The organism is Streptomyces sp. NPDC058674, assembly GCF_042716505.1.
Classification (GTDB): Bacteria; Actinomycetota; Actinomycetes; order Streptomycetales; family Streptomycetaceae; genus Streptomyces.
Map to the genome: position 1 here is coordinate 19,873 of NZ_JBHXSC010000055.1, position 14,707 is coordinate 34,579.

General features: G+C 72.0%; 9 protein-coding genes. 4 read left to right on the forward strand and 5 right to left on the reverse strand.

The features are described 5' to 3' along the window. Positions 1 to 98 precede the first annotated feature (98 nt). The 3 genes from ACFWU6_RS24775 to ACFWU6_RS24785 all read right to left on the reverse strand — a co-directional run bounded on the left by ACFWU6_RS24775 (position 99) and on the right by ACFWU6_RS24785 (position 4,179). Complete coding sequence (locus ACFWU6_RS24775) at positions 99 to 1,391, reverse strand: M18 family aminopeptidase (RefSeq protein ID WP_383802330.1); 1,293 nt, start codon at positions 1,389 to 1,391, stop codon at positions 99 to 101. A 102-nt stretch (positions 1,392 to 1,493) separates the two neighbouring features. Next, positions 1,494 to 2,231, reverse strand: a complete 738-nt coding sequence (locus tag ACFWU6_RS24780; protein ID WP_383983091.1) for a hypothetical protein — start codon at positions 2,229 to 2,231, stop codon at positions 1,494 to 1,496. 121 nt (positions 2,232 to 2,352) lie between these two features. Continuing rightward, positions 2,353 to 4,179 carry an acyl-CoA dehydrogenase gene (locus tag ACFWU6_RS24785; RefSeq protein WP_383983112.1) on the reverse strand — a complete coding sequence of 609 codons (1,827 nt, stop codon included), beginning with the start codon at positions 4,177 to 4,179 and terminating at the stop codon, positions 2,353 to 2,355. Between the two features lie 226 nt (positions 4,180 to 4,405). Here ACFWU6_RS24785 and ACFWU6_RS24790 point away from each other — a divergent pair, with 226 nt between their 5' ends. Both ACFWU6_RS24790 and ACFWU6_RS24795 read left to right on the forward strand, forming a co-directional pair. Next, entirely contained in the window at positions 4,406 to 4,870 is a 465-nt protein-coding gene (locus ACFWU6_RS24790) for an SseB family protein (RefSeq protein WP_383802325.1), read from the forward strand. A gap of 117 nt (positions 4,871 to 4,987) precedes the next feature. Then, positions 4,988 to 5,947, forward strand: coding sequence for a pirin family protein (locus tag ACFWU6_RS24795; protein ID WP_383802323.1), 960 nt, complete (start codon positions 4,988 to 4,990; stop codon positions 5,945 to 5,947). Positions 5,948 to 6,090: 143 nt separating this feature from the next. Here ACFWU6_RS24795 and ACFWU6_RS24800 read toward each other — a convergent pair whose 3' ends face one another. After that, the gene (locus ACFWU6_RS24800) at positions 6,091 to 8,331 is read right to left on the reverse strand and encodes a SpoIIE family protein phosphatase (protein ID WP_383983114.1); all 2,241 of its coding nucleotides are present in this window, start codon (positions 8,329 to 8,331) and stop codon (positions 6,091 to 6,093) included. Positions 8,332 to 8,467: 136 nt separating this feature from the next. Between ACFWU6_RS24800 and aspS the strand changes: the two genes are divergently transcribed. Then, positions 8,468 to 10,291: an aspartate--tRNA ligase gene (gene aspS / locus ACFWU6_RS24805; protein WP_383983093.1), complete on the forward strand. Its 1,824-nt coding sequence runs from the start codon at positions 8,468 to 8,470 to the stop codon at positions 10,289 to 10,291. Between the two features lie 115 nt (positions 10,292 to 10,406). On the opposite strand, the gene ACFWU6_RS24810 is transcribed toward aspS, so the two are convergent. Further along, entirely contained in the window at positions 10,407 to 12,113 is a 1,707-nt protein-coding gene (locus ACFWU6_RS24810) for a VWA domain-containing protein (protein WP_383983095.1), read from the reverse strand. A 294-nt stretch (positions 12,114 to 12,407) separates the two neighbouring features. Here ACFWU6_RS24810 and ACFWU6_RS24815 point away from each other — a divergent pair, with 294 nt between their 5' ends. After that, entirely contained in the window at positions 12,408 to 14,495 is a 2,088-nt protein-coding gene (locus tag ACFWU6_RS24815) for a PhoX family protein (RefSeq protein ID WP_383811360.1), read from the forward strand. The last annotated feature ends 212 nt before the right edge of the window (positions 14,496 to 14,707 follow it).

Consider the following 14,707-nt stretch of genomic DNA (forward strand, 5'->3'; position numbering starts at 1 on the left):
CCCCCTGACGTGAGGCCCGGGACGGGGAACGGTCGTGCGCGGGACGGCCGTACGCGGGGACGGACGGTCGTGCGCGGGGCGGCCGTACGCGGACGGTGTCAGCCCTCCAGGAAGGACACCAGGGCGTTGGCCAGGAGGAACGGGTCGTCGGCGCCGCACAGTTCGCGGGCGCTGTGCATCGAGAGGATCGCGACGCCGATGTCCACCGTCTGGATTCCGTGCCGGGCGGCGGTGATCGGGCCGATCGTCGTCCCGCACGGCATGGAGTTGTTGGAGACGAAGCTCTGCCACGGCACGCCGGCCCGCTCGCAGGCGCTCGCGAACACCGCGCGCCCGCTGCCGTCGGTCGCGTAGCGCTGGTTGACGTTGACCTTCAGGATCGGGCCGCCGTTGGCGCGCGGGTGGTGCGAGGGGTCGTGCCGTTCCGCGTAGTTGGGGTGCACGGCGTGACCGGTGTCCGAGGAGAGGCAGATGGTGCCGGCGAAGGCCCGCGCGCGGTCCTCGTAGGAGCCTCCGCGGGAGAAGACTGAACGTTCCAGCACGTTCCCCAGCAGCGGGCCGTCGGCGCCGGTGTCGGACTGGGAGCCGTTCTCCTCGTGGTCGAAGGCGGCCAGCACCGGGATGTGGTCGAGCCTGTCCGAGGCGGAGACGGCGGCCAGCGCGGCGACCCCCGCGTGCACCGAGAGCAGGTTGTCCATGCGGGGGCCGGCCAGCAGTTCGCGGTCGCGGCCGAGGTAGGCGGGCGGCTCGATCGAATGGACCATCAGGTCCCAGCCGGCCACCGAGCCCTGCGGCAGCCCTTCCTCCTCCTCCAGGAAGGCGATCAGGTCGCCCTCCTGGACCTCGCCGAGGCCCCAGATCGGCTGCATGTGCCGCTGCTTGTCCAGCTTGAGGCCCTCGGTGTTCGCCGACCGGTCCAGGTGCACGGCGAGTTGGGGCACGCGCAGCAGCGCGCGGTCCACGTTCACCAGGCGCTCGCTGCCGTCGCGCAGGGTCAACCGCCCGGCCAGGCCGAGGTCCCGGTCCAGCCAGGTGTTGAGCAGGGTGCCGCCGTAGATCTCGACGGCGATTTGCCGCCAGCCCTGGGAGCCGGTGTCGGGCAGTGGCTTGACCCGCAGGTTGGGGGAGTCGGTGTGCGCGCCGACGATCCGGAACGGGGTGTGCGCGGCCGCGCCTTCGGGGACGTACCAGGCGATGAGCGCGCCGCCGCGGAGCACGAACCTGCCCCCGGAGCCCGCATCCCAGGCGTCCGTTTCCGACAACTGCCTGAAGCCTGCCTTTTCCAGCCGCTCGGCCGCGTTGGCCACGGCGTGGTACGGCGACGGACTGGCCGTCAGGAAGGTCATCAGATCGTCGGTGTGGCCGCGGTCGAAGCGGGCGGGAGAGCTCATGTGGTTCACCTTAACGACGGTCGTGTTCGCCATGGCCGGACTGCGGCGGATAGCCGGGAGGCCGGGGTCCGCGCGGCGCGTGGTCTGCGGTCCCTTCGGTTCTCAGCCCGGCGGGCGCTCGAATCGGCGCTGCAGCTGCCTGCGCTCGCCCCGGCGGATGCGCGGGAGCATCTCCGGGGTCTGCGCGGAGCGCTGCGCGCGTCTCTTGCGTCCGGCGCAGAAGATACATGCCTCGCCCGGAGGGGCGTCCGGGTCGATGGGCGCTCCGGGGTGCTCGGAGCAGCCCGAGGCATTGCGGGGCCGGGACAGTTCGCGCGCCACGATGAAGGCGCGGTGCAGGTCGTCGGCGATGCGGACGAAGTCCTCGGCGGGGGAGGACAGGCCCAGGTGGAAGCGCTGGTCCTCGACGGTCCGCAGGGCGTCGCGCAGTGCCTGGAGGGTGTAGGGGGGGCCCGGCACGGGGTAGCCGAGCCGGCGCTGCTCGCCGGCGGGCGGGGCGGAGCCGCCGGGGCGGGCGCCGTGGCCGCGCAGGCCCAGGCGCCGCCGGTCGTTGCAGAGGAGGCAGCGGCCCCAGCCTTCGGGGGCCTCGGGGTCCAGGGCGCCGTTGGCATGCTCGGGGCAGCCGGTGTAGCTCTTGGCGGGGGCCAGCCCGGCGGCGGTCCGGAAGGCCACGTACAGGGCGTCGGCGATGCCGTCGTACTCGGCGGGGTGCGCGCCGTCGTACAGCTCGCGCAGGTGGTCCCCGAGGCTGCCCAGGCTCGCCTGCAGCTCCTTGAGGGCGTACGGCCGCCCGGTGGGGACGGAGTACCCCCTGCTGCCGTGCTGATCCTGTGGACTCATGTCTACGAGCGTCCCATGAACGACCGACAACGGGGAAAGCCGCGTCCGGGATCACACCGGCGGCCGGGCCCCCGTGCGGAGGACCCGGCCGCTGTGCGTGCACCGCGTGTGCGGGGTGGGCCTAGAAGGCGGCCTCGTCGAGCTCCATGAGGGAGTTGTCGACGGCCTCGGCCAGCTGGCGCTGGACGGAGACGCCCGGCAGGACCTGGGCCGCGAAGAACTTCGCGGCGGCGATCTTGCCGGTGTAGAACGGCACGTCCTTGGCGGAGGCGGTGGCGAGCTTCTCGGCGGCCACGGCCGCGCCCTTGAGCAGGAGGTATCCGACGACGACGTCGCCGGAGGCCATCAGCAGGCGGGTGGTGTTCTGGCCGACCTTGTAGATGTTCTTGACGTCCTCGCCGGTGGCGGTGAGGTCGACGATCATCTGGCCGACGATGGCCTCCAGGTCCACGGCGGCCTTGGCGAGCGCGTCGCGGGCGCCGGCCAGCTCCTCGCCGCCGACGGCCTCGGCCAGGAACTTCTTGATCGTCTCGGAGAGGACGTTCAGGGAGGCGCCCTGGTCGCGGACGATCTTCCGGAAGAAGAAGTCCTGGCCCTGGATGGCCGTGGTGCCCTCGTAGAGGGTGTCGATCTTGGCGTCGCGGATGTACTGCTCGATCGGGTACTCCTGCAGGTAGCCGGAGCCGCCGAAGGTCTGCAGGGACTGGGCGAGCAGCTCGTAGGACTTCTCCGAGCCGTAGCCCTTCACGATGGGCAGGAGCAGGTCGTTGAGGCCGATCTCGGCGGAGGCGTCCTCGCCCGCGGCCTGCTTGACCTGGATGGCGTCCTGGACGGAGGCGGTGTAGAGCACGAGGGCGCGCATGCCCTCGGCGTACGCCTTCTGCGTCATGAGGGAGCGGCGCACGTCGGGGTGGTGCGTGATGGTGACCTTGGGTGCGGTCTTGTCCATGAAGTTGGCCAGGTCCGGACCCTGCACGCGCTCCTTGGCGTACTCCAGCGCGTTGAGGTAGCCGGTGGAGAGGGTGGCGATGGCCTTCGTGCCGACCATCATCCGGGCGAACTCGATGATCATGAACATCTGGCGGATGCCGTCGTGCTTGTCGCCGATCAGCCAGCCCTTGGCGGGGTGCTGGTCGCCGAAGGTCATCTCGCACGTGTTGGAGGCCTTCAGGCCCATCTTGTGCTCGACGTTCGTGGCGTAGACGCCGTTGCGCTCGCCCAGCTCGCCGGTCTCCCAGTCGAAGTGGAACTTCGGGACGAGGAAGAGGGACAGGCCCTTGGTGCCGGGGCCGTGGCCCTCGGGGCGCGCGAGGACGTAGTGGAGGATGTTCTCCTCCATGTCGTGCTCGCCGGAGGTGATGAAGCGCTTGACGCCCTCGATGTGCCAGGAGCCGTCGGCCTGCTGCACGGCCTTGGTGCGGCCGGCGCCGACGTCCGAGCCGGCGTCCGGCTCGGTGAGGACCATGGTGGAGCCCCAGCGCTTCTCGACGGCGATCTCGGCGACCTTCTTCTGCGCCTCGTTGCCCTCCTCGAAGAGGATGCCGGCGAAGGCCGGGCCGGAGGAGTACATCCAGACGGCCGGGTTCGCGCCGAGCAGCAGCTCCGCGTAGGCCCAGATGAGGGAGCGGGGCGAGGTGGTGCCGCCGATCTCCTCGGGCAGGCCCAGGCGCCAGTACTCCGAGTCCATGAAGGCGTCGTAGCTCTTCTTGAAGGAGGCCGGGACCGGCGCGGTGTTGGTGGCCGGGTCGAAGACCGGCGGGTTGCGGTCGGCGTCCTCGAAGGAGGCGGCCAGCTCGTTCTCGGCGAGGCGGGTCAGCTCGGACAGGACGCTCTTGGCGGTCTCGGTGTCCATCTCCTCGAACGGACCGGTGCCGTACAGCTTGTCGCGGCCGAGCACCTCGAAGAGGTTGAACTCGATGTCGCGGAGATTCGACTTGTAGTGCCCCATGGCGACGGCTCCGTTAAGGCTCGGGGAGACAGGTTCCTCGTACATACCAATCGGTAACCTCATCATGCTACCCACCGGTAATAAGAACAACCCTCCACCGGTGACTGTGACCAGCATCAAGCCGGGATGCCCGGAGTGCCGCCGGAAGTCCACGCCCCCGGAGGTCGTCGCGAGAGCCGGGCGATACCGGCCGGTACGGCGGCAACCGCTCGGTAGGGTGGGCCGCATGTACGGCTACGACCAGACTCCGGGCGCCCAGCAGCAGGGCTACGCGCAACAGGCGCCGCCCCAGCAGGGCTACGCGCAGCAGCAGCCGCTGTACCCCGAGCCCTCGCCGCCGTCGCTCGCCGACGCGGTGCGGGCCTTCACGACCGGATCGCTCTCCGCCGAGGACTTCCAGCAGATCTTCGCCACCTCCAAGGTCTACTGCCCGCGCGGGGACACCCCGGGCTTCCTGGCGCTGCACAACACGCAGCAGCCGGTCATCCCGATGTTCACCACGCTCAAGGAGCTGCGCCGGTACGCCGGCAAGGAGTCCAAGTACTTCGTGATCACCGGAGCCGAGGTGATCGACCTGCTGCCGACCGGCTACGGCTTCGTCCTGGACATGGAGGGCGACCACCGGATGGTCTTCGACGCGAAGGCGGTCGAGCAGATGGTCGACTTCGCGATGCGCCGCATGTACGGCTAGGCGGTCTCAGGTGCCGTGGAGCCCCGGGGGGAATTCCCCCGGGGCTCCCTCTGTTCTGTCGGGTGTGGCAGAAAGTTCGAGTTTCAACTAAACTCGACGCAGAAGGAGGTCCTGACCATGCCCGCAGTGACTGTTGAGAACCCGTTGACCCTCCCGCGAGTGGCCGAGCCCCAGGGCGCCGTCCCGCGCAAGGTGCTGGCCGTGACCACGGCCCCGGCCGGGTTCGAGGGTGAGGGGTTCCCGGTGCGCCGCGCGTTCGCGGGGATCAACTACCAGTACCTCGACCCGTTCATCATGATGGACCAGATGGGCGAGGTGGAGTACGCGCCGGGCGAGCCCAAGGGCACCCCCTGGCACCCGCACCGCGGCTTCGAGACCGTCACGTACCTGATCGACGGAACCTTCGTCCACCAGGACAGCAACGGCGGCGGCGGCGTCATCAACGGCGGCGACACGCAGTGGATGACCGCCGGGGCCGGCCTCCTGCACATCGAGGCCCCGCCGGAGTCCCTCGTCGTGTCCGGCGGGCTCTTCCACGGCCTCCAGCTGTGGGTGAACCTCCCGGCCTCCGACAAGATGATGCCCCCGCGCTACCAGGACATCGGCGGCGGCCAGGTCCAGCTGCTGTCCACCCCGGACGGCGGCTCCCTGCTCCGCGTGATCGCCGGCGAGCTGGACGGCCACCAGGGCCCGGGCATCACCCACACCCCGATCACGATGATCCACGCGACCGTCACGCCGGGTGCGCAGATCACCCTGCCGTGGCGCGAGGACTTCAACGCGCTCGCCTACGTCATGGCCGGGCGCGGATCGGTCGGCGAGGACCGGCGCCCCGTCCAGGTCGGGCAGACCGCCGTCTTCGGCGAGGGCGGCTCCCTCACGGTGCGGGCGGACGAGTCCCAGGACTCCAACGCCCCGGACCTGGAGGTCGTCATCCTCGGCGGGCGTCCGATCCGGGAGCCGATGGCGCACTACGGACCGTTCGTGATGAACAGCAAGCACGAGCTCCAGCAGGCCTTCGACGACTTCCAGGCCGGCCGGCTGGGCACCGTCCCCACCACGGCGCGCACCCGGTAGCAGCAGCCGCCGCCCCTCCGTGACGGCCCGGGCCCGGGCGCCGCACCGGCGCTCCGGGCCCGGAGCCGTGCCGGGGGCCGTGCCGGGGGCCCGCCCGCTCCCGCACCGCTTCACGCCGCGGGGGCGGCGCCCCGCCCCCGGAGTCAGTCCAGCGGGTCGGGGTCGGGCTTGGACCGCTCGTACAGCTCGAACCAGATCGACTTGCCCTCGCCGCGCGGGTCCACGCCCCAGGTGTCGGCGAGCATCTCCAGCAGCAGCACCCCGCGGCCGCTGGACGCCATCTCGCCGGGCTGCCGCCTGTGGGGCAGCTCGTCACTGGAGTCGGCCACCTCGAGGCGCAGCCGGCGCGCCCCCAGCTCGCCGACGGCCTCCGCCACCAGCAGTGCGTCCCCGTCCGTGTGCATCAGGACGTTCGTCACCATCTCGGAGACCATGAGCACGGCCGAGTCCACCTGGTCGGAGTCCGCCCAGTCGTGCAGCAGCTCCCGGATCTGCCGGCGGGCGCCCGCGATCCGCTCCGGCTCGGCCTGGGCGACGGTCAGCATCGTGCGCCGGGCGGGGCGGGCCGGGTGGGCCGGCGCGCTGCCGCACCCGCAGTCCGCGCCCTCGCGGCACAGCAGCACCACGGCTATGTCGTCCTCGCGGCGGTCGGCCAACGGGCCCGTCGTGTGGTGCGAGGACGGCCCGTGCACGGCCTGCACCAGCAGGTCGGCCAGTCTCTCCAGGTGCCCCACGCGGTCCCGGCCCGCTCCGGACCGCCCGTCGTCGGGCTCGGCGGGCGCCGGGGGCTCGGACTCCAGGATGGCGCGCAGCCGGGCCCAGCCGGTGTCCAGGTCGTGGCCGCCGGTCTCGATGAGCCCGTCGGTGCACAGCATCATCGTCTCGCCCGGCTCCAGGGTGAACCGGGTGGTGGGGTAGTCGGTGTCGGGGACGATCCCGAGGGGCAGGCCGCCCGCGGTGGGGCGCATCAGGACCGTGCCGTCGGCCATCCGGACCGCGGGGTCGGGGTGGCCGGCGCGGGCCACCTCCAGCACGCCGGTCTCCGGGTCGCACTCCACGTACAGGCAGGTCGCGAAGCGCGGGCTCAGGAAGTCGGGGTCCTCCCCGTGCGGGGAGGCGCCGGGTCCGGAGTCCGGGTCGGAGCCCGCGCCGGCTCCCTGGGAGGAGCCCAGGCCGGCGAGGAAGCGGGAGGCCCGGGAGAGCACCGCGTCGGGCCGGTGGCCCTCGGAGGCGTACGCCCGTACGGCGATCCGCAGCTGGCCCATCAGGCCGGCCGCGCGGACGTCGTGGCCCTGCACGTCGCCGATGACCAGAGCGAACCGTCCGGAGGGGAGCGGGATCATGTCGTACCAGTCGCCGCCGACCTGGAGGCCGCCGCCCGTGGGGACGTAGCGGGCGGCGATGGCCATGCCCGGGATCTCCGGGCCGAGGTGCGGCATCATCGACCGCTGGAGGCCGGTGGTGAGCTCCCGCTCGGATTCGGCCACGCCGGCGCGTTGGAGCGCCTGGGCCAGCATCCGGGCCACGGTCGTCAGGACCGAGCGCTCGTCGGGGGAGAAGGACACGGGGTGTTTGAAGGCGGCCATCCAGGCCCCCATCGTGCGCCCGGCCACGATCAGCGGCAGGAAGGCCCAGGAGACGCGGCCGAACCGCTGGGCGAGCGGCCAGGTGGCCGGGAAGCGCCGCTTGTACTCCTCGGGTGAGGGCAGGTAGATCGCCCGGCCGGTACGGACGACCTCCGCGGCCGGGTAGTCCGTGTCCAGTCCCATGTCCGCGAAGGGGCCCTCCGCCCCGGGTCCGTGCCCGTGGTGCCCGATGACCGACAGCCGGTCGCCGACCACGCCGAAGACCGCCAGCCCGTCCGGGCTGAAACCCGGCATGGACAGCGAGGCGGCCACCCGCAGCACCTCGGCCGTGGACCTGGCCTCGGCGAGCGCCCGGCCGGCGTCCAGCAGGAAGGCCTCGCGGGAGCGCCGCCAGTCACCCGTGATCGGGGTGTGGGCGGCGGTGGTGCCAGGCTGCGGCTCGGCGATCTCCTGGATGGTGCCGATGAGCTCGTAGTCGACGCGGCCGTCGGACGAGCGGTTCTCCACCGGTTTGGAGCGGCTGCGCACGGTCCGCAGGACCCGGCCGTCCTCGTCCATGATCCGCAGCCGGGCCTCGGCGAGCGTGCCCTCGGCGACGGCCAGGTTCACGATGCCGTTGATCTCGTTCCAGTCCACCGGGTGGAACCGGGAGCGCACGGCCACCTCCGGCAGGACGACCGGCTGCGCGGGCAGCCCGAGGAGCCGGGCGGCCTCGCTGTCCAGGGCGACCGTTCCGGAGGCGTTGTCCCATCGCCACAGGCCGGTCGCGATGGCGGCCAGGACGTCCTCGGTGCGCACCCGGTCATCTTTACAGGTCATCCCGCTGACGTGCCTGTTCACCACCCCCTCCGGAGGTGCCCGCGCGGGGTCCCGTCCGGACGGTAACCTTGGGACGGTTGAATCCACCCTGGTATCCCGTAGAACTGGATGACTGATGCATCGGTACAGGTCCCACACGTGCGGCGAGCTCCGTGCCTCCGACGTCGCCTCCGACGTCCGGCTGAGCGGCTGGCTCCACAATCGTCGAGACCTGGGCGGCATCCTCTTCATCGACCTGCGTGACCACTACGGCATCACGCAGCTCGTCGCCCGCCCCGGCACCGCGGCGAACGAGGCGCTCAGCAGCGTCTCGAAGGAGACCGTCGTCCGCATCGACGGCAAGGTCGTCTCGCGCGGCGCGGACAACGTCAACCCCGAGCTGCCCACCGGCGACGTCGAGGTCGAGGTCTCCGAGGTCGAGGTGCTCGGCGCGTCCGCCCCGCTGCCCTTCACCATCAACACCAACGACGGTGTGAACGAGGAGCGGCGCCTGGAGTACCGCTTCCTCGACCTGCGCCGCGAGCGCATGCACCGCAACATCATGCTGCGGTCGGCCGTCATCGCCTCGATCCGCTCGAAGATGGTGGCGCTCGGCTTCAACGAGATGGCGACCCCGATCCTCACGGCGACCTCTCCCGAGGGCGCCCGCGACTTCGTCGTCCCGTCCCGCCTGAACCCGGGCAAGTTCTACGCCCTGCCGCAGGCTCCGCAGCAGTTCAAGCAGCTGCTGATGATCTCCGGCTTCGACCGGTACTTCCAGATCGCGCCCTGCTTCCGCGACGAGGACGCCCGCGCCGACCGCTCGCCGGGCGAGTTCTACCAGCTCGACGTGGAGATGTCCTTCGTCGAGCAGGAGGACGTCTTCCAGCCGATCGAGCGCCTGATGACCGAGATCTTCACGGAGTTCGGCAACGGACGCGAGGTCACCTCGCCCTTCCCGCGGATCCCGTTCCGCGAGTCGATGCTGAAGTACGGCAACGACAAGCCCGACCTGCGCGCCAAGCTGGAGCTCGTCGACATCACGGACGTGTTCGAGGGCTCGGAGTTCAAGGCGTTCGCCGGAAAGCACGTGCGCGCGCTGGCCGTTCCGGACACCGCGGGGCAGCCGCGCAAGTTCTTCGACGGCCTCGGCGAGTACGCGGTCTCGCTGGGCGCCAAGGGCCTGGCCTGGGTCCGCGTCGGCGAGGACGGCGCCCTGACCGGCCCGATCGCCAAGTTCCTCACCGAGGAGAACGTCAAGGTCCTCACCGAGCGCCTGGGCCTCGCGGCCGGCCACGCGGTGTTCTTCGGCGCCGGCGAGTTCGACGAGGTCTCCAAGATCATGGCGGGCGTCCGCGTCGAGGCGGCCAAGCGCGCGGGCCAGTTCGAGGAGAACGTCTTCCGCTTCTGCTGGATCGTCGACTTCCCGATGTACGAGAAGGACGAGGAGACCGGGAGGATCGACTTCTCGCACAACCCCTTCTCCATGCCCCAGGGCGGCATGAAGGACCTGGAGGAGAAGGACCCGCTCGACATCCTGGCGTGGCAGTACGACATCGTCTGCAACGGCATCGAGCTGTCCTCCGGCGCCATCCGCAACCACGAGCCCGAGGTCATGCTGAAGGCCTTCGAGATCGCCGGTTACGAGGCCGAGACCGTCGAGCGCGAGTTCGCGGGCATGCTGCGCGCCTTCCGCCTCGGCGCCCCGCCGCACGGCGGCATCGCCCCGGGCGTGGACCGCATCGTGATGCTGCTGGCCGACGAGCCGAACATCCGCGAGACCATCGCCTTCCCGCTGAACGGCAACGCCCAGGACCTGATGATGGGCGCGCCGACGGTGCTGGAGGAGGCCCGCCTGCGCGAGCTGAACATCGCGCTGCGCAAGCCGGTGGAGACGAAGTCCGCCGAGCGCCCGGTCTCCGACGCGGTGGCTCCGGACGCCGGTTCGCCGCGCGGCTGACGCCCGGCCCGACGTGGGCCCGCGGTACGCGGAAGGCGGCGCCCCCTCCCGATGGAGGGGGCGCCGCCTTCTGTCGTGGGCCGGTCCGGTGGCGGGCCGGGCCGGTCCGGTGGCGCTAGAAGCCGTCCAGGACGCCCTTGAGGAGGGCGGCCGAGGGCAGCTCGGCGGGGGCCGGGCCCGCGTGGAAGAAGCCGGCGTTCACGGCGTCCAGCCTGCGCGCGAAGTCGAAGCCCTTGGCGTCGTGGTCGCCGAACGCGACGAACTGCCAGCGGATGCCGGGAGCCGTGGCGGCCGCTTCGGCGAGGGCCTGCCGGGCGGGCTGGCGGTTGTCGGGGGCGCCGTCGATCTGGAAGAGGACGAGGGCCGGGCCCTCGCCGCCGTCCTTCTGGTAGTGCTCGACGACGGCCTGGACGGCCGCGTGGTAGCTGGTGCGGCCCATCCGGCCGAGCTCGCCGTGGCGGGCCTGGACCCAGCTCGCGCTGTGCGCGTCGAGGGTGAGGTCGGCGGTGCCGTCCACCTCGGTGGAGAAGAACACCGTGTGGACGGTCGCCGCGTCGTCCAGGTGCGCGGCCAGTGCCAGGGCGTGGTCGGCGAGGTGCTGGGCGCTGCCGTCCTTGTAGAACGGGCGCATGGAACCGGACCGGTCCAGGACGAGGTACACCTTGGCGCGTGCGCCGGTCCTGCCCTTGGTGCGCAGCACCTGGCCGGCGGCCTTGTACGCCCCGGCCACTCCGGGCGCCCGCCGCCGCACGGCTGCTGCCGCGTGCGCGGGCGTCCCGGCCCCGGGTACGGCCACGACGGCCGGGGGCGGGACGTCGGCCTCCACCGGCGCCTCGGGGGCGGGGATGTCGAGCGGCGCGACGGCCGGCGCGGCGGCGAGGGTCTCGGGCTCGGCGACGGGCTGGAACACGACGGGCTCGGGCGCGGCGACGGGCTCGGGCTCGGAGGCTGCGAACTCCACGCCGGGCTCCGCCTCGACGGCGGGGGCGACGGGCTTCGAAGCCTCCGGCTCCACGACGGGCGCGGGCTCTGCGACGGGCTTCGTCTCCGGTTCCGCGGTGGCGGTTGCGGCGACGGGTTCGGCGGCTTCAGGCTCCGCGACGGGTTCCGCCTCGACGGCGGGAGCGATGGGCGCGGGCCCTGCGGCTTCAGGCTCCACGGTCGGCTCCGGCTCCGGCTCCGGCTCGACGGCCGGGGCGACGGGCTCCGAGGCCTCCGGTTCCGCGACGGGCGCGGGCTCTGCGACGGGCTTCGGCTCCGGCTCCGCGGCGACGGGCTCGGCGGCTACGGCCGCGGGCTCGGCGGCGACCGGCTCCGCGGCTGCGGGCGTCGCCTCCGCCTCGGCCGCCGCGGCCACCGGCTCGGCCGGTGCCGGCTCTGTGGTGTCGGCCGCGGGGGCGACCGGCTCTGCCGTGATGGTGTCGGCCGCGGGGGCGACCGGCTCCGGATCGGCCGGCGGTGCGGTTTCGGCGGTCGCCGGCTCGGCCTCGGCCGCCTCCGGTACCGCCGGGGCGGGGGTCGTGACCGGCTCGGGGGAAGGCCCCGGGTCCTGCGGTACCGCCGGGGTCGACGGGCGGCGGGCCTCCGGGACCGTGGGGTCCACGGCGGTCGCCGTGAGGAGGGTGCCCTGCTCGCGGTCCCGCGGAGCGGACTGAGGGGGAACGGTGGGGTTGTCGAAGGACGCCGCCACCAAGTCGGCCGCCGCGTCCAGGGGGGTGCGTTCCGCCTGGCTCGGGAAGGCAGCGGAAGCGGAATCCGACGTCTCCGGAAGCGGTTCCGTGGACCGTCCGAACACCTTGCGCAACAAGCTCCGAATACCCATGGGCCAGGCCTTTCGCATGAGTGCGTGAGTCATTTGTCCGTGCTGCGCGGATGATCCCTGCCCAGAGTGGACACGTAAGGTTATCGGCCGCTCGGCTGGAACTTCGGCAGGGGCGCCTTTCGTGGCGCCCGACTCCCGAGGATCTTCCGTCCCGCAGCCGAACTGCCCGCCCGCCGTGCCGGGTTCACCGGCCGTTCATCCCGCCGCCGCCGCATCGGCGCAACCCGCGCCTAGCGTCACGGCTGGATTGATTCCGACACGTTGTCGGCGCCCACGCAGCCTCGGAGGATACTCGTGCGCAAGCTCCTGCCGCTCATCGGCAACCCGCATGGGAGCGGCCGTTCCGCTCTCACCTGCCGCTACCGCTGCGGCGACGCATGCTTCCACGAGGTGCCGAACACCAGCGACAACGAGTACGCCGGCGACGTCATAGCCCGCGCCTACTCCCGCCGCTCCATGCTGCGCTCGGCCGCCGTCGTCACGGTCGCCACCGCCGCCGGCACGGCCGTCACGCTCGGCGGCACCGGTGGCGGCACCGCCGAGGCCAGCCCCGCCGCCGACGCCGCCAAGGGTGTCGGCAAGGCCGGCGAGGCCGCCCGCGGCCTGCGCTTCCCGGCCGTCGCGCCGAACACCGACGACAAGGTCACCGTCCCGGCGGGCTACGAGCAGAACGTGGTCATCCGCTGGGGCGAGCCGATCCTCAAGGGGGCGCCGGGCTTCAACGCCGACAGGCAGACCGCCGCGGCCCAGGCCGGCCAGTTCGGCTACAACAACGACTTCCTGAGCCTGCTCCCGCTCGGCGGCGACTACGAGCGCCGCCAGCTGCTCGTGGCCAACCACGAGTACACGGACGAGATCCTGATGTTCAAGGGGTACGACCCGGCCAACCCGACGCGCGAGCAGGTCGAGATCGCCTGGGCCGCGCACGGCCTCTCGGTGGTCGTCGTCCAGGAGGACCACCGCAGCGGCAAGCTCACCGCGGTCTCCCGGCACCAGCTCAACCGCCGCCTGACCGCCACCAGCGAGTTCCGGATGACCGGCCCGGCCGCGGGCAGCGCCCTGCTGAAGACCTCCGCGGACGCCACCGGCACGAAGGTGCTCGGCACCCTCAACAACTGCGCCGGCGGCACCACCCCGTGGGGCACGACCCTGCACGGCGAGGAGAACTTCAACCAGTACTTCGCCAACGCCGGCCAGGTCACCGACCCGGTCCAGGCCGCCCGCCTCAAGCGCTACGGCGTGACCGCCGGTGCCACCGAGCGCAAGTGGGAGCGGTTCGACAAGCGCTTCGACGTGGCGCAGGAGCCCAACGAGTCGCACCGCTTCGGCTGGGTCGTCGAGCTCGACCCGTACGACCCGAACTCCACCCCGCGCAAGCGCACCGCGCTGGGCCGCTTCAAGCACGAGGCGGCGCAGCCGCGCCTGACCGAGGACGGCCGTCCCGTCGTCTACATGGGCGACGACGAGCGCTTCGACTACTTCTACAAGTTCGTCTCCTCCAAGCAGATGAAGAAGGGTGACAGCCGCGCCGCGAAGGAGCACAACCTCACGCTCCTCGACGAGGGCACCCTGTACGTCGCCAAGCTCACCGGCGACTCCCCGGTCGAGCAGTTCGACGGCTCGGGCAAGCTCCCCGCCGACGGCGAGTTCGACGGCTCCGGCGTGTGGATCAAGCTGGCCACGGGCAACGTCTCGCACGTCGAGGGCATGACCGCCGAGGAGGTGTACGTCTTCACGCGGCAGGCCGCGGACAAGGTGGGCGCCACCAAGATGGACCGCCCCGAGGACGTCGAGCCGTCCCCGCGGACCGGTCGCGTCTACGTCGCGCTGACCAACAACACCGACCGCGGCAAGGCCGGCAAGGCGGGCGCGGACGAGGCCAACCCGCGCAACCTGAACAAGCACGGGCAGATCCTGGAGCTCGCCGAGAACTTCGACGACCCGGCCGGCGACGGCTTCGCCTGGCGGCTCTTCCTGGTCGCCGGCGACCCGAACGACCCGGCGACCTACTTCGCGGGCTTCCCCAAGGAGAAGGTCAGCCCGATCTCCTGCCCGGACAACGTGGCCTTCGACCCGCACGGCAACCTGTGGATCTCCACGGACGGCAACCAGCTCGGCTCCCACGACGGCCTGTTCGGCGTCGCCACGGCCGGGGACCGCCGCGGTGAGCTGAAGCAGTTCCTGACCGTCCCGCGCGGCGCCGAGACCTGCGGACCGCTGATCCAGGACAAGCGCGTCCTGGTGGCCGTCCAGCACCCGGGCGAGATCGACGGCGCGTCCGTCGAGAAGCCGCAGTCGGTGTGGCCCGACGGGCCCGGCAAGATCGTCCGTCCGGCCGTCGTCTCGGTCTGGCGCAAGGACGGCCGCAACATCGGCGTCTGATCGGCCCGGTGAAGGGACCGTGTCCGTCCCGGGGCGGGTGTTTCACGTGAAACACCCGCCACGGGACGGTGTTTCACGTGAAACACCACCCCTCGCACAGCAACTCCCTTCCGTGAGCAGCCCGTGGGCGGTGAGCCGGGGCGGGTTCCGGAGCCCCTGCACGTCGGCGCACCCGGCTGCACCGTCCGTACGGCTGCCGTGACCGGTAGTGC

What these genes read in the sequence shown, in the direction of transcription:
- ACFWU6_RS24795 (WP_383802323.1), top strand. Translation starts at nt 4,988, where the DNA reads ATGCCCGCAGTGACTGTTGAGAACCCGTTGACCCTCCCGCGAGTGGCC.
- ACFWU6_RS24790 (WP_383802325.1), top strand. Translation starts at nt 4,406, where the DNA reads ATGTACGGCTACGACCAGACTCCGGGCGCCCAGCAGCAGGGCTACGCG.
- aspS (WP_383983093.1), top strand. Translation starts at nt 8,468, where the DNA reads ATGCATCGGTACAGGTCCCACACGTGCGGCGAGCTCCGTGCCTCCGAC.
- ACFWU6_RS24780 (WP_383983091.1), bottom strand. Translation starts at nt 2,231, where the DNA reads ATGAGTCCACAGGATCAGCACGGCAGCAGGGGGTACTCCGTCCCCACC.
- ACFWU6_RS24775 (WP_383802330.1), bottom strand. Translation starts at nt 1,391, where the DNA reads ATGAGCTCTCCCGCCCGCTTCGACCGCGGCCACACCGACGATCTGATG.
- ACFWU6_RS24785 (WP_383983112.1), bottom strand. Translation starts at nt 4,179, where the DNA reads ATGGGGCACTACAAGTCGAATCTCCGCGACATCGAGTTCAACCTCTTC.
- ACFWU6_RS24810 (WP_383983095.1), bottom strand. Translation starts at nt 12,113, where the DNA reads ATGGGTATTCGGAGCTTGTTGCGCAAGGTGTTCGGACGGTCCACGGAA.